The 22,699-nt window shown below is 45.9% G+C and carries 21 protein-coding genes; 9 read left to right on the top strand and 12 right to left on the bottom strand.

Annotated features, from left to right (window positions below; all coding sequences use genetic code 11):
• Positions 1-98: 98 nt before the first annotated feature.
• Together PRUTH_RS11560 and PRUTH_RS11555 are read right to left on the bottom strand one after the other, a co-directional pair.
• A complete protein-coding gene (locus PRUTH_RS11560; RefSeq protein ID WP_151173323.1) occupies positions 99-1,322 on the bottom strand; it encodes an EAL domain-containing response regulator in 1,224 nt (407 codons plus the stop codon).
• A gap of 111 nt (positions 1,323-1,433) precedes the next feature.
• A complete protein-coding gene (locus PRUTH_RS11555) occupies positions 1,434-2,738 on the bottom strand; it encodes a short-chain fatty acid transporter (protein WP_151173322.1) in 1,305 nt (434 codons plus the stop codon).
• A gap of 203 nt (positions 2,739-2,941) precedes the next feature.
• Between PRUTH_RS11555 and PRUTH_RS11550 the strand changes: the two genes are divergently transcribed.
• Both PRUTH_RS11550 and PRUTH_RS11545 read left to right on the top strand, forming a co-directional pair.
• Positions 2,942-3,166, top strand: a complete 225-nt coding sequence (locus PRUTH_RS11550; protein WP_022946693.1) for a hypothetical protein — start codon at positions 2,942-2,944, stop codon at positions 3,164-3,166.
• A gap of 363 nt (positions 3,167-3,529) precedes the next feature.
• Positions 3,530-6,466, top strand: coding sequence for a TonB-dependent receptor domain-containing protein (locus PRUTH_RS11545; protein ID WP_151173321.1), 2,937 nt, complete (start codon positions 3,530-3,532; stop codon positions 6,464-6,466).
• A 47-nt stretch (positions 6,467-6,513) separates the two neighbouring features.
• On the opposite strand, the gene PRUTH_RS11540 is transcribed toward PRUTH_RS11545, so the two are convergent.
• Complete coding sequence (locus PRUTH_RS11540) at positions 6,514-7,428, bottom strand: AEC family transporter (RefSeq protein WP_151173320.1); 915 nt, start codon at positions 7,426-7,428, stop codon at positions 6,514-6,516.
• A gap of 137 nt (positions 7,429-7,565) precedes the next feature.
• Here PRUTH_RS11540 and PRUTH_RS11535 point away from each other — a divergent pair, with 137 nt between their 5' ends.
• Positions 7,566-7,922, top strand: a complete 357-nt coding sequence (locus PRUTH_RS11535; protein WP_151173319.1) for a YacL family protein — start codon at positions 7,566-7,568, stop codon at positions 7,920-7,922.
• On the opposite strand, the gene PRUTH_RS11530 is transcribed toward PRUTH_RS11535, so the two are convergent.
• From PRUTH_RS11530 to glnA, 5 genes are all read right to left on the bottom strand, one after another.
• The gene (locus PRUTH_RS11530) at positions 7,919-8,380 is read right to left on the bottom strand and encodes a cyclic nucleotide-binding domain-containing protein (protein ID WP_045980464.1); all 462 of its coding nucleotides are present in this window, start codon (positions 8,378-8,380) and stop codon (positions 7,919-7,921) included. The two genes, PRUTH_RS11535 and PRUTH_RS11530, sit on opposite strands and share 4 nt — an antisense overlap.
• Positions 8,381-8,402: 22 nt before the next feature.
• Positions 8,403-9,794, bottom strand: coding sequence for a nitrogen regulation protein NR(I) (gene ntrC, locus PRUTH_RS11525; RefSeq protein ID WP_022946688.1), 1,392 nt, complete (start codon positions 9,792-9,794; stop codon positions 8,403-8,405).
• A gap of 19 nt (positions 9,795-9,813) precedes the next feature.
• Positions 9,814-10,866 carry a nitrogen regulation protein NR(II) gene (gene glnL / locus PRUTH_RS11520; protein ID WP_151173318.1) on the bottom strand — a complete coding sequence of 351 codons (1,053 nt, stop codon included), beginning with the start codon at positions 10,864-10,866 and terminating at the stop codon, positions 9,814-9,816.
• A 95-nt stretch (positions 10,867-10,961) separates the two neighbouring features.
• Positions 10,962-11,495: a DUF4124 domain-containing protein gene (locus PRUTH_RS11515; protein ID WP_026111369.1), complete on the bottom strand. Its 534-nt coding sequence runs from the start codon at positions 11,493-11,495 to the stop codon at positions 10,962-10,964.
• 165 nt (positions 11,496-11,660) lie between these two features.
• On the bottom strand, positions 11,661-13,067 hold the full coding sequence (gene glnA / locus PRUTH_RS11510; RefSeq protein WP_022946685.1) for a glutamate--ammonia ligase: 1,407 nt from the start codon (positions 13,065-13,067) through the stop codon (positions 11,661-11,663).
• A 442-nt stretch (positions 13,068-13,509) separates the two neighbouring features.
• Between glnA and typA the strand changes: the two genes are divergently transcribed.
• A complete protein-coding gene (typA, locus tag PRUTH_RS11505; protein ID WP_022946684.1) occupies positions 13,510-15,336 on the top strand; it encodes a translational GTPase TypA in 1,827 nt (608 codons plus the stop codon).
• Between the two features lie 153 nt (positions 15,337-15,489).
• On the top strand, positions 15,490-15,660 hold the full coding sequence (locus PRUTH_RS19135; RefSeq protein WP_170268937.1) for a hypothetical protein: 171 nt from the start codon (positions 15,490-15,492) through the stop codon (positions 15,658-15,660).
• On the opposite strand, the gene PRUTH_RS11500 is transcribed toward PRUTH_RS19135, so the two are convergent.
• Complete coding sequence (locus PRUTH_RS11500; RefSeq protein ID WP_026111368.1) at positions 15,635-16,276, bottom strand: DUF2959 domain-containing protein; 642 nt, start codon at positions 16,274-16,276, stop codon at positions 15,635-15,637. The genes PRUTH_RS19135 and PRUTH_RS11500 overlap by 26 nt on opposite strands.
• 88 nt (positions 16,277-16,364) lie before the next feature.
• On the opposite strand from PRUTH_RS11500, the gene PRUTH_RS11495 reads away from it, so the two are divergent.
• Genes PRUTH_RS11495 through dtd form a run of 3 tightly spaced genes read left to right on the top strand, consistent with a single transcriptional unit; the run spans position 16,365 to position 18,639 of the window.
• Positions 16,365-17,258: a virulence factor BrkB family protein gene (locus PRUTH_RS11495; protein ID WP_130148017.1), complete on the top strand. Its 894-nt coding sequence runs from the start codon at positions 16,365-16,367 to the stop codon at positions 17,256-17,258.
• 2 nt (positions 17,259-17,260) lie between these two features.
• Positions 17,261-18,214, top strand: a complete 954-nt coding sequence (locus tag PRUTH_RS11490) for an alpha/beta fold hydrolase (RefSeq protein WP_151173317.1) — start codon at positions 17,261-17,263, stop codon at positions 18,212-18,214.
• Complete coding sequence (gene dtd, locus PRUTH_RS11485) at positions 18,202-18,639, top strand: D-aminoacyl-tRNA deacylase (RefSeq protein ID WP_151173316.1); 438 nt, start codon at positions 18,202-18,204, stop codon at positions 18,637-18,639. The genes PRUTH_RS11490 and dtd overlap by 13 nt, the downstream gene beginning before the upstream one ends.
• Here the strand turns inward: dtd and PRUTH_RS11480 are convergent.
• Positions 18,636-19,325, bottom strand: a complete 690-nt coding sequence (locus PRUTH_RS11480; protein ID WP_151173315.1) for a spermidine synthase — start codon at positions 19,323-19,325, stop codon at positions 18,636-18,638. The genes dtd and PRUTH_RS11480 overlap by 4 nt on opposite strands.
• Positions 19,326-19,466: 141 nt before the next feature.
• Between PRUTH_RS11480 and PRUTH_RS11475 the strand changes: the two genes are divergently transcribed.
• Positions 19,467-20,366 (top strand): bifunctional GNAT family N-acetyltransferase/hotdog fold thioesterase, encoded by a 900-nt coding sequence (locus PRUTH_RS11475; protein WP_022946677.1) that lies wholly within the window; start codon positions 19,467-19,469, stop codon positions 20,364-20,366.
• 35 nt (positions 20,367-20,401) lie between these two features.
• Here PRUTH_RS11475 and PRUTH_RS11470 read toward each other — a convergent pair whose 3' ends face one another.
• Both PRUTH_RS11470 and PRUTH_RS11465 read right to left on the bottom strand, forming a co-directional pair.
• Complete coding sequence (locus PRUTH_RS11470) at positions 20,402-21,439, bottom strand: phospholipase A (RefSeq protein ID WP_022946676.1); 1,038 nt, start codon at positions 21,437-21,439, stop codon at positions 20,402-20,404.
• A 146-nt stretch (positions 21,440-21,585) separates the two neighbouring features.
• Positions 21,586-22,698, bottom strand: a complete 1,113-nt coding sequence (locus PRUTH_RS11465) for a succinylglutamate desuccinylase/aspartoacylase family protein (RefSeq protein ID WP_151173314.1) — start codon at positions 22,696-22,698, stop codon at positions 21,586-21,588.
• Position 22,699 lies beyond the last annotated feature (1 nt).

Here is a 22,699-nt window from a genome sequence, read left to right as displayed (position 1 = left end):
TGGGGGCAGCCTAGGAAAGAAGAATATCTGAATGTTGGTTCAATAAACAGTAGTTGGCACGCTTAGATTGTTAACAACTGTTTCAAAGGTGGGCTCACTCAGTTGCTAGCTTGTGTTGTTTGTTGTTCAAGCCAGACGAGTAAACCCTCTCGAGAAAGGGGCTTGCACACCAGTGGCCCCTGAACATACATATGTGGAAAGCGTTGAGCTAAGTAGTCTAACTCCTGCGTGCTGCTTAATCCAACGGCACATAAGCGTAACTTGCGGTCAGTGGCCAAATCATCCAAGCGATAGACTATCTGCTGCGCAAAATTGTCGCGTTCAATATGAGAAATGAGAGGTTGTCCCACTTTGATTTCATCAAGTGGCAAACTCCTCAGTTGCTCCTCTTCAGTAAAACCACTGCCGAAGTCGTCTAAAGAAAGCTCAAATCCACGCATCTTCAAGCGGCTAATGGTCTCTAGAATATGCTTATCATTAAGTGGTTGATGTTCTGTCATTTCAATTAAGATGTCTGCTGGAGCAAGCTGATTAAGTGATAATATTAACGCTAACTTGTCAGGACAACTAAGGTCTGCGAGCTGGCAAGGGTGGAGATTAATTGCCAACTTTAGGTGCGAGCCATAAGCGTGCCGAAAAGAACTTAAATCTTTGGCAGCCTTCTCAATTAGCTGAAAGGTCAATAAGTTAAGTAACTCATTGTCACGAGCAACGTCAACGAAGCACTCAGGCATGGAATCACTATCTTGATAGCGGGGAAGTATGCGTGACATCACTTCTAGGCTCACCACTTTACCGTTACTAATGTGGCGCTTGGGCTGGTAAAGAGGAAGGACACGGCTGTGACTAATGGCGTCTAAAAGAGCGATTTCAGAAACGGTGCGCAAAGGGTCTCTAGAAGAAGCATGTAAACATTCAAGTTTCTGAATTAGGTGCTCAACATAATGCAAGTGCACGGGTTTTTCTATATTTCCCAACAAATGCACTTGGTGCTGCCTAGCTACGCGTGCGGCAAGGGCTATGATCTCTGGATGCATCTCGGATACAATGACAACAGCTCCTCCGTATTTGAGCTCCCCGAGTTTACGCATAAAAGCCATACCGTCCATGCCGGGCATGTTCAGATCTGTTAACACAATATCGTAAAGACTAGGTGCTTTTTCGATCGCCGCATAGGCCGACTCAGCGTCATCGAATGTAGACACTTCCTCAATACCTAGCTCATTAAACACCGCGCGCAGCACCACCAAAATGGCTGGTGAGTCGTCGACGATGGCAACACGGTATTTATGTTGCAGATTGGCTTGCGTGTAAGTTTTCATCCATTCTCCCTCTAATCCCTTATTGTAATGTAGAAGTGGTTGCTAAGCCCTGCAACTAAATGACACGAGAATTATTGGTAATTATCTAAAAACCCATCCTTTTGTATTGCTTTATGCCACTGTCAGCAAAATAACACTGATGTAGCCACCAGTGATGAGTAATTGAATGATACAAAAGCCCATAATGTCTTTTGCTTTTAACCCAGCAATCGCCAGTACAGGGATAGCCCAAAAAGGTTGAATAAGGTTAGTCCAAGCGTCTCCCCAAGCGACAGCCATAGCAACTGAAGCGATAGGGACTTCTAACGCTTGTGCGGCAGGAATAACAAGAGGTGCTTGAAGCGCCCACTGGCCTCCTCCTGAGGGGACAAATATGTTGACCAATCCAGCGCTCAAGAAACTTAAAAGAGGCAGCGTTTGGCTATTCGCTAAAGACATCAGTGCGGCCGATATATTCTCAGCAAGCCCGCTCTCACTCATTATGGCCATCAGCCCTGCATAGAAAGGAAATTGGATAACAATGCCACTGCCACTGCGAACAGCCTCATACAGATGCTCAAGCAGAGAGTGTGTGCTGTGATGTAGTAAAAAAGCGCAAAATAAAAACAGCGCAATAACAACGTTAAGATTAAGCCCGCCCTGCTGTTGCACAAAGAAATGAGCTAGGTAGCTGAGACCCAGTAAGCCAACTACAACACACGGCCAACGAGCGTGGTCTATTCCTTTCGCTGGCGGCTTTACAGTTTTATCCTTGGATTGTAAACGTGTACGGTCTACATAAACGCTGTGCTGAGGCTTAGGTAATAATAAATAATTGATAGTAGGTAGTAAGATAGATAACCCTAGCAATAAAGACAGGTTCAGGATTGAAAATAGCGTATCACTCGTGGGTAGAAGACCAATTTCACTTTCGCTGAAGTGTCCCGGTGTCGCTATAGTCAATGGCACAGAACCAGAAAGCCCGCCATGCCAAACAATAAACCCTGAGTAAGCGCTGGCCACTAAGACGCGATAGTCGATACGGCAGTATTGTGCCACGGCTTTGGCAAATAATGCACCAGCGACCAAGCCAAAGCCCCAGTTAATCCAACTTGCTAGCATAGCTACAAAGGTTGTTACTATAACTGCTAAAGCAGGTGATTTTAATCGCCGCGCCACGGCATGTAAGTACCGTGATACAACGGGCGTTGTGGCCAATAGGTAGCCGCTGACTAACACCAATAACATCTGCATTGCAAAGCTCAGTAGGTTGCTTAAGCCACTTCCCCACATAGTCAATATGGCAGTTGGCGAGTGAGGTGTAGATAGCAAAGCACTGAACATCGCTAAGAATGTAAGCAAGATCACTATAACAAGAGGGTCGGGTAAGTACTTTTCCACTAGCGCTGCGAGTGGGCGAGATAATGTTGTTAACATAGCCTGATGATGTATTTTTATTCTGTATGAACCTGTATTAACATATTTCATGGTCAGCAAAAAAGGCTAACTTTTAGCATGAACAACTAAATTATGCTTTTGTTATCCAAGCGTTTATTTTTAACATATTGAAAGTAAAGCTATTTTTACTTGGCCTGAAACTTGATAAGTAAAAGAGAAACTAACTATATATTGAGGTAATTATGTCAGGACAAGGCTCTGGTGGTAATGTCATTGCGGCGCTATGTAACGTGTTTTTCCCTGGGTTAGGACAACTTGTTCAAGGTCGCATCTTAGCCGCGCTGCTTTTTGCGATTTTTGTTTTCGGTGGTGCGGCACTGTGGTGGTTGATTGTACCGGGTATCATCGCCGCAATTGCTTATGTGTGGGCCATTATCGACGCTGCGAAGTATCGCCGAGATTATTAGCATAGCCGCGATAATATACCCCTCAATAATGAGGGGTGTTTATTTTGTTATCAATTTAGCAACATTTTGAGGTTAAAAACTTTTATTGTTGCTTAAAAAACACCTATTCACGCGTTCTACTTATAAACCCCTTTTTTTTGTAAATAAATATCGAAAATATAAGTTCTATTCTCATTAATTTAACATTATGGGCTTTTATTGTTCTGCTTTTGGTACTTTGATATGGCTCGTAACACCATGTGAATGTTGAGTTTTTATTCTTTGTGATTAATATTATGTTCACCTTGTTATCTCAAGGTGAACATAATATTAGGTTTGTTTTTATTATATATCTATAATGGAAACCTTACAGGGAAAGACAAAATGAAAAACTATAGCAAAGTATCAACAGGTATAAAGTTGGCGCTCTGTGCGGCTAGCTTAGGTGCATACTCCGGTTTATCCCATGCGGCTGAGGAAGGTGTTGAAGAAGTAGAGCGTATTCAGGTTACCGGATCGCGGATTCGTTCAGCCGAAGCAATGTCAGCTTCACCGATTCAAGTACTTGACGGTGCCAGTATTGATAAGTCTGGTACTCTAAACCTACAAGACTTATTAATGGAAAATCCAACCTTTGGTACCCCAGCAATAAGTCGAACTAACTCTAACTTCTCTACATCCAGTGGCGGTGTTGCTACTGTCGATCTACGTAACTTGGGTACAGCGCGTACCCTAGTGCTAGTTAATGGTCGTCGCTACGTTTCAGGTGTTCCTGGCAGCTCGGCTGTCGATTTAAATACTATCCCAGCGCAATTTGTTGAACGCGTAGAAATTATGACCGGTGGTGCGTCTTCGGTATATGGTTCAGACGCTGTGGCTGGTGTTGTTAACTTTGTGCTCAAAGATGATTTTGAAGGTATAGAGTTTGAAGGTCAGTATGGGGAATCTGCAGAGGGTGACAACACTGAGAAGCAGTTTTCTGTAACAACCGGAACAACAACCTCTGATGGTGCAGGTCAAGTTATGTTCCACCTCGGCTATTCTGACCAGGGTGCAGTATATTCACGTGACCGTGATATCTCAGCTGTTGACCAAATTTCGGCTATCTATTTCAACGACCCGTATGAAAACCCAGGTTCAATTTTTGAATATGTCCGCCCTTACTACTCAAGCTTCTCACCTCAGGGTCGTTTTGATGCTGGCGATACACGTTTCACTTTTGATGAAAACAACAACTTAAAAGAAGGTTTTGACACCAACGGTGATAACGGTCCTGCCGATGGCTTTAACCGTTCTGGGCGTCGTACTATTGCGATCCCAACCGAACGTTACCTTTTCGCATCCAATGGTAGTTATGAGCTTGATGATAACCATAAGTTCTTTTACGAAGCGACCTATGCAGCGACAACATCGGTAACTGAACTCGAGCCTTTCCCGTTCGCATCAGATGATATTTACAGCAATGGTCGGGTACCTATTGAGTTTATGCGAAACGGTGAGCTTCTGCGTAACCCATATGTTCCAGATGCCATTTATAACAGCGCTACAGACACTGATGGCGATGGTATGAGGGATATTTTCTTCGCTAAGCGTCTAGCTGACATTGGTAACCGAGGCTATCAGGCTGATCGTGATACCTTCCGCTTTACTACAGGTTTTGAAGGCCAAATCAGTGATAACTGGTACTATGATGCTTATTACATCTACGGCAAAACGAAAGAAAACCAAGTTTCTAATGGCCTAGTTAACGTGCAAAACTTCCGTTATGCATTAGAAGCGGTTACAGATACCCAAGATCTGGATGGCGATGGCATTACAGATGAAGCAATCTGTCTTGATGAGACAGCACGTGGTTTCGGGTGTACACCAATTAATGTATTTGGTTTTAACTCAATCACTAGCGACGCATTCGACTATGTTAAAGCGCCAAGTATGTTGTCAACGCGAGTAGAGCAGGAAATTATTGGTGCTAACTTCACTGGTGAGCTATTTGAACTGCCTGCTGGTTATGTTGGTGTGGCGTTCGGTGCAGAGTACCGTGAAGAGTTCTCACGCAGTGAGTTCGATGCCCTGCAGCAAGCTGGCTTGAACGCAGGTAATGCTATTCCTGCTACAGAGGGTGAGTTTGACGTTACCGAATATTATGTTGAAGCGAACGTTCCTGTACTAGATAGCTTGTCACTCAAAGCAGCAGTACGCCTTTCTGACTATTCTACAGTAGGCAATACTGAAAGCTGGAACGTGGGCTTAGATTGGACTGTCGTTGATGGTGTGCGTGTTCGTGCAACGCGCGCTCGTTCAACTCGTGCTCCTAACATCGACGAGTTGTACTCACCACCTAGCCAGACTTTCCCAAGTGATCTTATCGACCCTTGTAATGGTGTCACTGCTTCTTCAAGCGGCGCTGCAGCGGATGCATGTCGTGCTGATGCTGGCGTAGCTGCGAACATCGCTGAAAACGGTGAGTTCACACTGAATCAATCTGATATTCAAGGTATCAGTGGTTTCAACCGTGGTAACACTGAGCTAACCGAGGAAGTGGGTGACTCTTTCACGGTCGGTATCGTGTTAACTCCTGAGAACATTATCTCAGGCCTAGATATCACTATCGACTATTTCGATATTGAAATCGAAGATGCAATCGTATCAACTCCTCGTCAATTCATTCTTGATCAATGTTATGGCGGTGGTGATACAAGCTTCTGTGATTTCATAACACGTCGTCCAACGAATGCTGGTAATAACAGTGCGGGCTCTATTGAGTTTATCGATTCAGGCCAATCAAACAGTGGTGGTACCGCAACTGAGGGTGTCGACTTAACTGCAACTTACTCAACTGACCTAGGTCCAGGTATGTTCAAGTCGCGTCTAGCTTATACTTACCTAATTGATGGTTACGATATTCCATTACCAGGTGCTGATAAGGACAACTGGGCGGGAGAAATTGGGTACTCTGAGCACAAAGCAAACTGGACGTTTGGCTATGACGTCGATGATTTCAGTTTCAACTGGTCAATGACCTATATTGGCGCAGCTGACTTTGATGATCAATTCTTAGCTGGCCTTGTAAGCGACAGTGCGCCAGATGGTTTACCTGCAGGTTATATCGGTATTGGCAGTGAGGTGTATCACGATATTCAGCTATCTTACTACATCACTGAGCAATACGAGCTATATGGTGGTGTTGATAACTTACTTGATAACGAAGCACCACGTATCTTAACGGGTATATCAGGTAATGACACTGGCACAGAAACTGATGCGGGTACTTATGACCCTATCGGTCAGCGCTTCTATGTTGGTATTAGAGCTAAGTTCTAATTATTACTGTTAAAGTGCATTATTAAGCCCCTCGCAGAGGGGCTTTTTTATGAGCTTAATACAGCCAGCCATAAAACAAAGCTCACCACACTTAATAGCGTGCTGAGCACAACCGCACTGGCTAAGGTGGCTGACTCTCGTTGCAATTGTTTGCTCACCAAATACGCATTAACCCCTAAAGGAGAGGCGCTAAGTAGCACCAAAAGCAAGGTTTGCTCTTGAGCTAAAGCAAACCCGTAGGTCGCGGTTAGGTATACAAGCGTCGGCAATACTGCGAGCTTTAACAAGGTTAACGTAAGAGCCGATTTGATGCCTGGCTTGATCTGATAATGGTGCAGGTTTGCCCCAAGCACAAATAAGGCGCCGGCGATGGCTGGCTCTGCCAATAATGTCAGTCCTTCATTGATTACCTGGGGTAGCGCTAAATTGACTGCATTCGCTAACAGCCCTAGGGCAATTGCCAGTATTACCGGGTTGATAACTAATTGCCGGATGATGTTTGGCCAAGTAACGCGCTGTTCTTTACCGGCGAAGCTGTAAGTTAGCAAAAACAATAACGCACTATGAAAGGTAATGATGACGAAAACCGTTGCGGCTACATGCTTACCGAGTGCTTGCATCGCGATAGGTAAACCGATAAGTACAGTATTGGAATAACACGCCCCAAGCGCGCGAATGGCGCTTATACTCCACTGCCCACAGCGGCACCGATAAAACCCCAGTACCAGTAGATACAGGCCGATAACGGGAAGATAGAAGCTAAGCATGACATCGAGGCTGACTGCTTTGCTGAGCTCAGCTTGGGACATATTAACAAACAAAAAAGCCGGGATGCTGATGTAAAATACAAAGCGGCTTATGCCACTAAGGTGTTCGGCTGTTAAAAACGAGCGTGCTGCACTAATGTAACCGGCTGTCGCCACGAAAATGAGTGGGAAAATTATTGCTAGGGTGTTGAACATAATCGATATAGGAAGCCGACAGGGTAGGCGTATACTAACATGATGCCGTTAGTGCTGATATCGCAGTACACCGAGCAGCTCGATTTAGCGTATCGATATTGCTATTATGCGCGCCGCATCTTTTTGGCAGCACTATTATGGAATATCAACTCTACTTAGACCCAACATGGGGCAAGCGGGTAAAAATATCTGACGAACACCGGCTTATTGCCCGTTGGTTCAATGACGAGCTCTATGAAAACGATGAGCTCATTGAAGCGTTTTTTACCGCTCTTGATAGCACTGCAGAGCAGCTCGTGCAGGGACGAGAAATGAGGTTGCTACTCGGTGATGGTGAGGCGTGTTTTCAAAGTCATGGCTTATTTCATGACGACGAGCAGACATTGGCGCTTTATAGTGGGGATGACCTCGCACTTGATGAATCGGAGCTGCAAGCATGGTGCGGAGTCGAGGATTTACGTGCGTTAGCGAGTGCGTGGCGGCATTTTCGCTAAGGAGTATGGCGCTCTAACAGGCTACTGAGGCGGGCGATGCGCTCGCTCATACCGAGTATCAATTGATCTTTTATTTTCTCACGCACCACCACAGGTAATTTAGTTAAAGCCAGTGGCTCAATGGCTAACACTATGGTGTCGGTGAGCGCTTTGGCATTGGTGCTGCGCTCGCGGTGGGCAATAAAGGCACCTTCACCGACAAAGTCGCCAGGTCGAATATGGCCCAGTTCTTTATGGTCAGATTGGCGGAACACTACCAGCTCGCCGCTTAACACGATATATAGCTGCTGGCTTTGCTCGTGCAACTTGAATACGTAGCGCCCTTGTTGGCATAAGTACAGCTGCGAAAATGACTCTAAGAGCATTTGCCGCTCGGCTAACTCAAAGCTGCGAAAGAAAGGCACGCGATTGATAATCTCCATGCGTTTATACATGGCAATATGTTCAATCAGCTTCATGCCTATCCTCTTCGTCGGTGCGTTAATTGGCGTTTATATTGCGCTCTTTTAGCTTACGCGTCAACGTGTTGCGGCCCCAACCGATGCGTTGAGCAGCATCCTGTTTATGCCCTCCACAGCTTGCAAGGGCCGATTTAATCAGCCTTGTTTCCAGCTGTGCCTGAATTTCTGGCCAGACATTGTCTTTGCCTTGCTTAAACTCATTGTTTAGCCATTGTTGGAATAAGTCCAACCAATCGGCATCAACTTGAGACGTTTGCGCATTGAGTATTTCTGGCGGCAAGTCTTCTGCGGTTACGTACTCACCGGGAGCCATTACCGTTAGCCAGCGACAGGTGTTTTCAAGTTGCCGCACATTTCCAGGCCAATTGAACAAGCGCATTTGATCGCATGCTTGAGGGCTTAGCGTCTTGCTATCAATTTTTAACTCTTGTGCGCTTTTATTGAGGAAGTACTCTGCCAGTTGCTCTATGTCCTCTGGACGTTCTCGCAAAGCTGGCAGCTTTAAGCGAACCACATTTAAGCGGTGGAACAAGTCTTCTCGAAACTTACCTTGTTGAGCTAAACGCTCTAAATCCTGGTGAGTGGCAGCGATGATGCGCACATCAACTTTTATACTTTGATGGCCGCCCACACGGTAGAATTCGCCATCGGCGAGTACACGCAATAGGCGAGTTTGCACATCAAGTGGCATATCGCCAATTTCATCAAGGAAGAGCGTTCCGCCATTTGCTTGTTCAAAGCGCCCTTTACGAACGCTGTCAGCCCCAGTAAACGCGCCTTTCTCGTGACCAAATAACTCTGACTCCACCAAATCCTTAGGGATGGCCGCCATATTTAAGGCGATAAACGGATTGTCTTTACGTGGGCTGTGCTGGTGTAAGGCACTGGCAACCAGCTCTTTACCGGTGCCAGACTCGCCATTGATAAGTACGCTCATGCTTGATGCGCTCAATTTGCCAATGGCGCGAAACACCTCTTGCATGGCGGGGGCTTCACCGATAATAACTGAACGCTTTTGTTCACTATTGGCCTTTTTCGCTTTTTTCTGCGAATGCGCACGCATGGCTCGCTCAACAACACTAACAGCTTCTTCTAGGTCGAAGGGCTTAGCTAGGTATTCAAAGGCGCCTTTTTGGAATGCCTGCACTGCAGAGTCTAAATCTGAATGGGCCGTCATAATGATCACCGGCAGATTGGGGTTATCTTCGCTGATCTGCTCCAATAAGCGCATGCCATCCATACCCGGCATGCGCACATCCGAGAGCAACACGGCCGGTTTTGAAAACTCCAAGGCACTGAGTACATCATGGGCGTTGGCGAAACTTTCTACCTCATAGCCTGCACGGGAGAGTGCTTTTTGTAATACAAAGCGAATTGACGCATCATCATCGACTAGCCAAACAGATTTCATCGTATACCTCGTGGCCCAATTACAGTGGCAAGTATAGTGTAAACTCGGTATGGCCCGGCCAGCTATCGCATTCGATAAACCCTTGGTGTTGGTCTATGAGAGTTTGGGCGATAGATAACCCTAACCCTGAGCCCCCCTCTTTATTGGTCACCATGGGGTAGAACAAGGTCTCTCTAACCTCCGGAGCAATGCCCGGGCCGTTATCAGTTATTTTGATCTGCAGGGCTTTTTTTAGTGTCGTATCGTGTCGGCGTACATGGTATCGCACTCGGGTTTTAACATTAATATGGCCCCCTTCACTGAGTGCTTGCATAGCATTGCGCACGATATTGAGAAGCACTTGTTGCAACTTATCACCATCAGCTTTTACATCTGGAATGCTCGGATCATAATCTTTGTGCAAGGTAATTGCCTTGCTGCTATCCAAAGTGCAAAGGCGTAAAACATTCTCCAGTGTTTGGTGAATATTAATAGCCTGTTTTTGTAAACGCTGATTCGGGCCGAGTAACTTGTCTACTAAATGGCGTAAACGGTCAGCCTCATCAATAATAAGCTGTGCACATTCATCCCGCTCCTGCTGATCAACCTCACATTGCAATAATTGCGCCGCTCCGCGTATTCCTCCTAAAGGATTTTTAATTTCATGAGCAAGGTTACGAATTAAGGTACGCGCCGCTTGGTGTTGATGCATTTGGTTAGACGCCTGATCAAGGCGAATTTCTTCGTCGGTTTGGCGAATTTCAAACAGCAGAAAATACTGATCTTGGTGGCTTAAACGCCGACAGTTGAGCGCCAAATTGGCATGGCGAGAGTCTACGAATACCACGTCAGCTCTGTGTTGGTGGCAATCGACCCCTTGTTTAAGGGTATAGTCAGCGATGCGCTCTAATTCTACCGAGTGGTAATTAAATAATGCTTTGAAAGGCTGGCCCACAATGCGTTTTAAGCCTAGCCCAAGGAGTTCGGTACAGCTGGTATTGGCATACACCAGATTGAAATCTTGGTCTAAGACTAAAATAGCGGTATGTAGGTTTTCCCACATTTGTTGGAAAAAATCACGAGGAAGCTTCATTATTAATTTCGGTATTGCACCAACTTGGTGCGAGTTATCTTAGCAGTATTTAGCCGGGTTGCCCAATCGGTGCGCAACCCGGAGTGATATGCAGCTTAAGGGCCTGTGATCACTGAACGGCGATGCAAATAAAATGTCACAGGTTCAGAAGTGGCCAGCTGTTTACCATTGCCATCCACTAGGCGCAACCGTACTTGATGCGCCCCTCTATCAACATTACGCATAACAAACACCGTTGATGATTGTGGTTTATCGTAAGGCTTTCCGTCGAGCATAAGTTGCACGCGGTGGCCTTGCATAAAGCGCGGTGATACTTGGCCGGTAACATGTACAGAGCCTGTGTTATCACGAATTGTTTCTTCTTGATTTGGAGTGGTAATAGCGACGGAGAAATTAACTCCTTGGTCAGCGCTATTATCTTGCTCAAGAATTTGCGTGTCAGTTGAGGGCATACTCATCGCTGGGGAGTTTAACTTTACCTTCTCAGCTCCTTTTCTTGGAGAGTCAGAAAAAACTAATACACCGTTCTCATCCTTCCATACATAGATGCTTTTATTGGTTGCGTTGGCGTTAAAGGCACTCAAACCCAGAACCATGAAAACGCATAAGATAGACCACTTCGTTGTCACGCTACTTCCTATTTTACGTTTATTATTCTTATAGTTAGCCGAAAATTAACCAATTACTTGGTTAAACCCTAACTTTAGTCTATTTACAACTTTTTTACCATAAAAAAAGCCTGCTAAGCAGGCTTTGAGAACACACATGATATAACTAAGTGGTAGTTATGCGGTTTACACGCTGTAGTACATTTCAAATTCTACAGGGTGTGTAGTCATGTTGAGCTTTTCTACTTCAGCTGATTTCAAGCCGATGTATGCATCAATAAGGTCGTCAGTGAATACGCCGCCTTGCGTCAAGAATTCACGATCCGCATCAAGTGAATCAAGGGCTTCTTGCAATGACGCTGCCACTGTTGGAATCTCTGCTGCCTCTTCTGCAGGTAAGTCATATAGATCTTTATCCATGGCGTCGCCAGGGTGGATCTTATTCTTAATGCCGTCAAGACCCGCCATTAGCATCGCTGAGAAGGCAAGGTATGGGTTCGCTGTAGGGTCTGGGAAGCGTACCTCAATACGGCGAGCTTTCTCTGATGGAACTACAGGGATACGAATAGACGCTGAGCGGTTACGTGCTGAATAAGCAAGCATAACAGGTGCTTCGAAACCCGGAACAAGGCGCTTGTATGAGTTTGTCGAAGCGTTAGCAAAGGCGTTAATAGCTTTGGCGTGCTTGATGATACCACCGATGTAGTAAAGCGCTTCTTCTGATAGACCACCATACTTGTCGCCTGCAAAGATGTTCTTACCATCTTTACCTAGAGATTGGTGACAATGCATGCCTGAACCGTTGTCGCCAACCACAGGCTTAGGCATGAAAGTAGCGGTTTTACCATACAGGTGCGCCATGTTGTGAATAACATACTTCATCTCTTGAATTTCGTCCGCTTTCAAAACCATGGTGTTAAAGCGGGTGGCGATTTCGTTTTGGCCAGCTGTTGCTACTTCGTGGTGATGAGCTTCAACGACTTGGCCGAGTTCTTCAAGCACCATGCAAGTAGCACTACGCCAATCTTGTGATGAGTCCACTGGAGCAACTGGGAAGTAACCACCTTTGACGCCAGGACGGTGACCAGTGTTACCGCCTTCGTAATCTTTATCTGAGTTCCAGCATGCTTCTTCAGCGTCGATTTTATACATTGACCCAGACATATCTGTTTTGTACTTAACATCGTCAAAAAGGAAAAATTCTGGTTCAGGGCCAAACAGAATCGTATCGGCAATACCTGTTGAGCGCATATATTCTTCAGCACGCTTGGCCACAGAGCGAGGATCGCGCTCATAGCCTTGAAGAGTTGAAGGTTCAACAACGTCACAACGTACGATAAGTGTGGTTTCTTCGGCGAATGGATCAAGCTTAGCGCTTTCAGCATCAGGCATCAGCACCATGTCTGACTCGTTAATGCCTTTCCAGCCTGCAATTGAAGAGCCGTCAAACATTTTACCGTCTTCAAAGAAATCTTCATCAGCCTGGTGATGAGGAATAGAGACATGCTGCTCTTTACCTTTGGTGTCGGTGAAACGAAGGTCAACGAATTTTACGTCGTGCTCTTTAATAAAATCTAATACCGATTGTGACATGTGTCCTCCAACTATGGATTATTATTTGCTGCAATTTACTGCATTTGTGCATGGGTAAGCTTAAACCATGCCAAAAGTATAAGTGTCTGTTTAGTAGGGGGTTACTTTCTATTTGGTAATCTCAAACTTATTTTTTGCACCAATAGGGTGCGAACTTGCTACATTGTAGTGCAAATTTTTCAGGCTGCATTGTCATGTATCAAGGGATGACTCAAATAAGGATGTGAGCGCACCAAAAAACACTGATAGCACAGTCTCGGTGTCATTTTTATGTCAAGCGACTAGGCTATGTTAGGCACGGAAGTAAATTAATTAGCTGGATAAACTTTCATCTAGTGGCGTTATAAGGGATAATACGCGACCTTTTAAACTCGACACAGGTGGCCCGCGCCGCTGGGTGTGGATCATTTAGGAAATATGGGGTTAGCCTCTAAGTAAATATATGAGCATCGAAAAGTTAAGAAATATCGCGATTATCGCACACGTTGACCATGGTAAAACGACTTTGGTTGATAAATTGCTTGAGCAATCGGGCACACTACAAACCCGTGGTGGCAACGAAGAGCGAGTGATGGACTCGAACGATCTTGAAAAAGAACGTGGTATTACCATCCTAGCTAAAAACACGGCAATCAACTGGAAAGACTACCATATCAATATCGTCGATACCCCTGGGCACGCCGACTTTGGTGGCGAGGTAGAGCGCGTACTTTCGATGGCTGACTCCGTACTATTACTTGTTGACGCACAAGAAGGGCCAATGCCGCAGACGCGCTTTGTAACGCAAAAAGCGTTCGCGCAAGGGCTGAAGCCAATCGTTGTTATTAACAAGGTTGATAAGCCGGGTGCACGCCCTGATTGGGTTATGGATCAAGTATTTGACTTGTTCGATAACTTAGGTGCAACCGACGAACAGTTAGACTTTAAAGTTATTTATGCATCAGCGATTAATGGTTGGGCAACGCTCGATTTAGATGAGCCTTCTGACAACATGGAGCCAATGTTTGAAGCCATCGTGAAAGAAGTTGAAGCACCAGATGCGGATCCAGAAGGGCCGCTACAGATGCAAATCTCACAGCTTGATTACAACTCGTACGTTGGCGTTATCGGCGTAGGCCGTATTAAGCGTGGTACTGTGAAAGTAAATCAGCAGGTTACTATTGTCGGTGCTGATGGCAGTAAACGTAACGGCAAAGTGGGCCAAGTGCTTACTTACTTAGGTCTTGACCGTCATGATGCGACAGAGGCAACTGCCGGCGACATCATCGCGGTGAGTGGTCTTGGCGAGTTGAAAATCTCGGATACCATCTGTGATGTCAACACGGTTGAAGCGTTACCAGCACTGAGTGTTGATGAGCCTACTGTTACCATGACGTTCTCTGTAAATACCTCACCTTTTGCTGGCCAAGAAGGTAAATACGTCACCTCACGTAATATCCTTGAACGTTTGCAAGCCGAGCTAGTTCATAATGTGGCATTACGCGTAGAAGAGACCGATAACCCTGATAGCTTCCGTGTATCAGGCCGTGGTGAACTACACTTGGGCGTACTTATCGAAAACATGCGTCGTGAAGGCTATGAACTTGCCGTGTCTCGTCCAGAAGTTATTTTGCGTGAAGTTGATGGTGAAATCCAAGAACCTTACGAAACAGTGACTATCGACTGTGAAGACGAGCACCAAGGCTCTATCATGGAGCAGCTGGGTTTACGTAAAGCAGAAATGACTGATATGTCTCCAGATGGTAAAGGCCGTATTCGTATGGACTTTATGATCCCAAGCCGTGGCTTGATTGGTTTCCAGACTGATTTCATGACGTTAACCTCAGGTTCTGGTTTGATGTACCACACGTTTGATCATTACGGCCCACACAAAGGCGGTAAGATCGGCCAGCGTATGAACGGTGTATTGATAGCGAATGCCCAAGGTAAGGCGCTGACTAACGCGCTATTTAACCTGCAAGAGCGTGGTAAGCTATTTATCGGCCATGGTGTTGAAGTATACGAAGGTATGGTTATCGGTATTCACAGCCGTGACAATGACCTTACGGTTAATGCCCTAAAAGGTAAACAGTTAACCAACGTGCGTGCTTCAGGTACTGATGAAGCGCAAACACTTGTGCCACCTATCAAGATGACCCTTGAGCAAGCGCTTGAGTTCATTGATGATGATGAGCTGGTAGAAGTGACTCCGGAAAGCATCCGTATCCGTAAGAAATTATTGACTGAGAGCGAGCGTAAGCGCGCATCTCGTGAGTCAAAGAAGAGCTAATTAGCCCTTAATTTGAAAAACCCGCACTGTGTTGCGGGTTTTTTTATGCCTAAAGCAAATGCTCTGGGTGTTGTTACCTGTGTGAAATCGTTGGAATAAAGTCTTGCTCATTTCACTCTTTTCCTAGATAGGCAAGAACATTTAGTGCTGGATATGCGGTTAACACATGTCGATGGCCAAGGGGCATGGCCATTCACCATGACTATTGAAAAGTTAGATAGTGGGGTGGGGCAGTTTACTGTAGTACAACAAGTAGAACATGCCCGCCATCATGCGGGCAGTGGGTTATCAAAGAGAGTTAGCTTTGATTCATTTGCTCAATAAAGCGGTTAGAGTCTTCGATTGAACGATTCATATCATCAATAAGTACTTGAATGTCGCGCTTAAGATTCGTGAATTCACCTTTTATTGCGGCGATTGCTTGCGCGTTGAGGTTGTGCTTAAGGTAGAGCACGTTGTCTTGTAAAGACTCTAACACGGGTTGCATCTTCGCCTCGCTGGCGCGCATAGAGCGCAGGAGCTGCTCAAATTGGCGTTCAGTGGCACGCAACTTTTTACTGCTTTCGCGTTTTAGAGCGGCGCTTTGGTACTCTTCTAGTTCATCGGCCCATTCGTCAAATAAAGCTTCTGCTACATCTTCTACTTTATCAATGTTAGTTGAGACCTCATCAGCCGCCGCGAGACTTGACTCATAGTCATCATTGAGCTGCTCGTACGCGTCTTGTAAATCACCGCCATCGAAATTAATTAACGTACTTAAACGCTCCAATGCTGACTGAAATTCCTGTTGAGAATCCTGCTGTGACTCTTTAGTTTCCTCAACACGATCAACAAGGATATCTCGTTTATGTACGCCGACAGATTCCATTGCCGAATAGTAAGCGGACTGACACGCTGTGAGCGTCATAAATGCAGTAGCTAGCGCGATTTTTTTAATCATTTTCAACCCTTGTATGGATACTTGATACTGTAAATTATGTGGTCGATTGCTATGATAAGCAAAAGGTTTTTCATATTTTAGGTAACTCATGCAGTTCAACGGTGAGAAAATCAAAGCGCAACTCTCCATCTGGGTAAAAGCACAGCCGCGCTGGTGGCGGTATTTTTTTACTCGGTGTATGGAAGATCAAATCACTGTTAACGCAGGCTATCTAGCCTATGTAACCCTGCTTTCCTTAGTGCCTTTAATTGCTGTAGGTGTGGCCATTTTCTCGGCTTTTCCTGGCTTTGAAGATACCCGTATTGCTATCGAAAGCTTTATTTTTAATAACATGGTGCCCACCTCAACGGATGTAATTAAAGAGCATATCGGCGCATTTACAGGGAATGCGAATAAAATGACCGCTGTGGGGGTCTCTTTCTTGGCTGTTGTGGCGTTATTTTTAATACGTAATATCGATCTCACCTTAAATCGGATTTGGCGTATCAAAAAGAAACGCCCTGCGGTTATTTCTTTCGCTATTTATTGGATGGTGCTGAGTTTAGGGCCAGTATTGCTTGGGTTAAGTATTGGTGCCACGTCTTACATTGTGTCTTTGGTGTCCTTTGCTGATGGTGGCATTCCTGGTTTTAGTGGTTTTGTTTTAAAGTCGCTTCCTTACGTTATTTCTACTGTTGGCTTTGTGATGCTCTATACTCTAGTACCAAATACACGAGTTCCATTTAGAGCAGCGGTTCCCGGGGCTATTTTTGCAGCACTGTTATTTGAGCTGACAAAAAAGGGGTTTGCTATGTACATCAGTCATTTCCCCTCATATGAAGTGATTTATGGGGCGCTAGCGACAGTACCTATCTTATTTGTGTGGGTGTATCTGTCGTGGGCTGTGGTACTACTCGGTGCAGAGTTCACTGTGTGTATCAGTGTGAGCAAGCCTCCTATCGATGATATTGTCGCCGAGGAGAAACGCGCACTTAAGGAGTAACAATGGCATTGAGCTACCCCGTTAGTGCGCCACGGAAAACCCACCATGTCTTGGTCGGACAAGGGCACCAACTAGAAATTGAGGAACATGGCAGCGGGGATGGCTTGCCGGTGATTATCTGTCACGGGGGGCCTGGTGGAGGGCTCAGTCGCTTTGAATGCGCACACTTTAATCCCGAGCACTACCGAATTTTACTTTTCAGTCAAAGAGGGTGTGGTAATTCCACCCCTCATAGTTGCGAGCATAATACCCTCGAACATTTGATTGGCGATCTCGAATGCATTCGCCGTCATTTGGGAATTGGCCGCTGGGTTGTGTGTGGTGAGTCTTTCGGGGCTACTCTAGCGATGGTGTATGCTTTGCGACACCGTGAGCACGTAAGCGCCTTGATGCTTTGGGCCAGCTTTTTTGCAAGCCAACAGGATTACGACTGGTGTCTGGGGAAAAGTGGCGCCGGAGCACAATTTTACCCTGAATATTATCGCCAATTTAACCCACAAAACCAGCCAACGTCAGCATTGATCGAAGGTTTCCATCAGCAACTTTTTAGTGACAGCGAGCCCACGCAGCTCAAAGCCGCTAAAGCATGGGTGGCCTGGGAGGAAACCTTGTGTTGCGGCACGGCACCAAGTATTAAACTGCTAGAACCCGCTGCTCTTATCAACCGAGCACAGCTACAGCTGCACTACTTCAAGCACCAGTTTTTTCTACGTGACAATATGCTCATGGACCATGCCAAGGAGTTCGCAGGCCTGCCGGTATGGATGGTTCACGGGCGCCACGACTTGGTGTGTTCATACGCACGAGCCCAGGCATTTGCCACGGCCGCACAAGCACATTTAGATATTTTTGAAGGCCTTGGTCACAGCTTGGCTGATGAGGTATATTGCCAAGCCCAATGTCGGGCAACCGATCATATGTATTTGAAGTTAAAGAGGCAGCAGTGCAAGGATTAATACAGCGCGTTAGTCGCGCCGAAGTCACAGTTGAAGGGCATGTAGTAGGGAAAATAGACCAAGGGATTGTGCTGTTATTGGGAGTAGAAAAGGCCGATAGTGAACAACAGGTCGATAAACTACTCCATAAAGTGAGTCACTATCGTATTTTTACCGATGAGCAAGGTAAGATGAATTTAAGCCTAAAAGACACCAGTGGTGAGCTTTTGGTGGTGTCGCAGTTCACGCTTGCCGCCGATACTCGCAAAGGGATGCGTCCTAGCTTTTCCAGTGCGGCAACGCCACAACAAGCTAGACAGCTATATGAGCTGTTTGTTGATAAAGCTAAAGCAGCAGGCATCACTGTGGCGACCGGACAATTTGCTGCAGATATGCAAGTATCATTAGTCAATGATGGCCCGGTGACGTTCAATTTAGCCGTTTAACGGGACAAAAACACTAAATGATTGGAGTAGCCTTTTACTTTAACCATATCGGGTGGCTTGCCAAAACAAGTGATCAACAAGTGTTTAAGTTGCTGCAACTGTGACTCATGGTGGGCCAAGAAGTTGATAAATAGGTGCCCATCATGGTTCAACGCAGCGCGTATTTTGTCGTAAAACCGATGTTTGTAGAGGAACATTGGAGCATCGAGCTCACTGAATAAATCAATGATTATCCAGTCGTAACACCCCGGCTCACTCAGTACTTGCTCGGCATCGGCACAGCGTAAAGTGGTGTCATGACGACCACCGAAGTAGCGTTTATAGCAATGAATAATATCGGGGTTTTGCTCCACGGAAATAAGCTCGGTATCAGGGTAGCTGTGGTGTAAATAGTTGCGTATCGCCCCTCCACCTAGCCCCAATTCCAGAACTCTGTCCGGGGTGGGCAAGGTGTGCCAATACTGAGCAAAAATTTGTAGGTGCGGAAAAAGTAGGTGATTAGGGCGACTGCGCTCAATAATGGATTGCAGTGTTTGGTTTATCAGCAACCAGCGAAACTGTTTATGTTGGCGTACCTGAATACTTGTGCAGCCGAATTTGTGCCAATACAAAAGTTGGCCGATATTTGCACAATCAGCAACAAAGTGCTCGGAGACGGCTCCGCTATGTTCGATTGCTGTTTCCATAACAACAGCGTAGACACCTTGTGACATTTTACCTAATTGTGCACTAAATTTTACGGTGCGAGAAACCGCAGTGCTTTGGTCTTATTTTATCCCGTTGGTAAATCTTGTAAGGTGAGGCATCACTTTTTATCTGGAGTTGGCATGTTCGAAGTAACTATTCCGCAAAGTAGCGATGATTGGCAGGCCTATTATCATTTACGTTGGCAAGTTTTGCGTGCACCTTGGGAGCAGCCTAGAGGCAGCGAGCAGGATGATTTAGAACAAGAGTCAGAGCATCGGTTTATTAAGAATAAGGACGGTGAGGTGATCGCCGTGGCACGTTTGCACTTTAATAACTCGCAACAAGCCCAAGTCCGTTATATGGCTGTGGATGACGCACACCGAGGCCAACATCTGGGTAGCCGGCTATTACATGAGCTGGAGAAAATAGCTTGGAATCAGGATGCGAGTGAATTGGTTTTGTTTGCTCGCGAGCGAGCTTTGAAGTTTTATCAACGCCATGGCTACGAGCTTAAAGAAAAAGCGCATCTTGCCTTTGGTGATGTGCAGCATTGGAAAATGGTAAAGCAACGCCCTAGCGAGCCAGGTTGGTTTCGTCATCCAGATTGGACTCAGGTCTTGCAAGACACTTGGCGCGAATCGATTCCTATCAGCGATAAGATGGGAATCAAAGTAGAAACGTATACTGACTGGCAGTTTAGTGTCAGTGCTGATCTGGATGCTAATGTTAATGTGCACAACACCATGTTTGCTGGCTCTGTTTATTCTATGGCAACGCTAGCAGGGTGGGGAGCAACTTATTTGGCACTTCAAGAGTCCCAACTTATGGGGGACATTGTGCTTGCTGATGCGCAGATAAAGTACCTTAAACCTATCAACAAAGAGCCTAGAGCCCAGGTTGATTTAACCCAGTGTGAGGGGAATGTTGGCGATTTAACAACCCAAGGGAAAGCACGTTACCAGGTGCCAGTACACATTTATGATGGCGATATTTTGGTCGGGGAGTTTACCGGCCGCTTTGTTATCGTTAAAAGTGAGTAAGATTAAAAAAGCCCCTGACGGGGCTTTCTTTTATACTACAGAAGGTCGGTGAGTAGAATACCGACACCAAAGCGCTCGGTATCTTGGTTGTAGTCAATCAAGCTTTCACCATAACCATTAAAGTACTGAGCATAGCCACGAAGACGGCCCCACACAGGGAAAGACCAATCTAGTTGAATGGCACCGCGATTATCCGAGTTTAGATTGTTGCGCAGCATAAAGCTAAACTCATGCTCTTCGAAACGGCGCACGCCTTTGAGCTCAAAGTAACCCATGTATTTATAAATATCTGGATTGTCATCACCATCGGCAACCATAGGATCTTCTTTTTCATCTTCTGGGATGCGGTACCAGGGCTTAAAGCTAAATACATAGCCGTCTTTTTCCCAGATAAAGTCGACGTATAAGCGGTTCCAGGAACGCGAGTAAGGTTGGCTACGGCCGTTGGATTGATGCACAGCACCCACAGCAATGGCCATTTCGTCGCCCCAAAGCACGTTTTCAGGGTCTAGATAATTAATCCAAAAAATTTCCGGCTCATAATTGGTTTCTCTAAATGGCGCAGAAATATCTTTGTTGTAATACTGCCAATAAGATTGCAAGGTAAAGCCGAAATAGACGGCTTGGTCCTCGTCACTGAAGTTGTCGTAAAGCGGTACTTTTAGCGACAGCTGATACTTAATCTCAACATTATCTAAGTTTTCGCCGGTATTGGTGTCGCCTAAAGCACTGATATCCCCAAAGGGTTCTTCATTAGGGTGCTTCATGTAGGTCACGGGCAAAATATAGTTGCGCTTGTGCGGCGTGATCACGTTGCGGTTTTTCTCCGTCACCTCTTCACGAGCCTTGCGCTTATCAATGGCTGTAAGCTGTTTGCTTTCTTCTAAATCAGAGCACTTTTTACGAAGCTCATCCAAGGTTTGTTTACCATCACCGGCAATCGCTTCATTAAGAATGCACTGTTTGACAATACTTAGCTCATTGTCTTGTTCGTTATTTGCATTTGTTGCAGGCTCATCCGCCCACGCATGGCCGCTCAGGGTCAAAGCCAATAAAGTGTATCGCCAATTCATAAAAATCCGTGTGCTGAATAAAAGGGACAGAAGATGAAATCAATAGTACACCTTTTTAGCAACAAGCGGGTGAATTTAGGCTGAAAAAGTGGGCGACAAAGTCGCCCACTGGCAGTGAGTAAACTCACTGACTCTCACGCAATGGTTTACAACTCGAAGGTGTTGGTAAAGAATTTATAGAGTTCAGTGCCCTGATTTACACTCGCAGAGGCAAAATGAAGAATGGCAATCGCATCGCTGTCAGCACATAAAGTGTGCAGCGGCGTTTCACTTAAATATCGCTCCATACGCAATATGTTGGCGATTGGAGTTCCCGCTGCAATCGGCTCCCCCAGTGGGGCTAAATATTCCACCATTCCCCCCATCGGGGCATAATAGGTTTTATAATCGCTGAGCATACAACCATAGCGCGTCATTTCTTTTGGGTAGAAGGGGGCGTCTTGCAACACGCCTTGGTAGTTAAGATAAGTTAAAATGTTGTCGGCATCGTCTTTAGCGGCACTGAGGTCGATACGCTCTTGTGAGCCAAGCTCAACGGTAAATGCTTCCACAGGCACATCAAAAGCACAGTCCAATGCATTGAGCTGAGCCTTAAGTTGCCACCAAGGGCAAAACGCCGCTTCATCTAGGGCACCGTCGAACTCATTGGGTATAAGTAAAACGTTAGCGATATTAAAATACTTAGCGCTAGCACGGGCATATTCAGGACAATACAAATGCTGAGTAGATATCGGTCCGGTGTGTAAATCTAAAACAATATCGGCCTGATGTGCGAGCTGCTGAAGTTGCAAAGCGATGCGCTTACCCGTTGACAGCGTGTGCGCAGGGGCCTCAAGTTGAGCGTCGACACTCGCAATTAGCGCGTGCTGAAATGTATTGCGAATTTCGCCGCTAGACAGGTGCGCGCATTGCTCGGCCATTGTCTTTGGCAACTGGCTATCGTAATGATACATACGATTCCAGTTAACACCGGTAATAGGGTCAAAGCGGCCCAGTGTGAACTCGCCTGATTTTTGGTTGCAACCAATGGGGTTCGCATAGGGGACAAGGGTGATGTCGCCGTTAAGCTCGAGGGTCTGTAACTGCTCCAATAGTTGGTAAATGACAGCATTGCCTTGCACCTCTGCGCCATGCATATTGGCCTGAATATACACGCTTTTACCTGTGCCATTACCCTTTAAACGGTAAACTGGAATGGTTAATGGCAGGCCATTGGCTACCTCACCCACATAAATGTTTTCTTGACTGACAGGGTGCATA

The organism is Pseudoalteromonas ruthenica (genome assembly GCF_008808095.1).
GTDB lineage: Bacteria > Pseudomonadota > Gammaproteobacteria > Enterobacterales > Alteromonadaceae > Pseudoalteromonas > Pseudoalteromonas ruthenica.
Note: the sequence above shows the minus strand (reverse complement) of the source record. Positions and strands in the feature narration are given on the sequence as shown.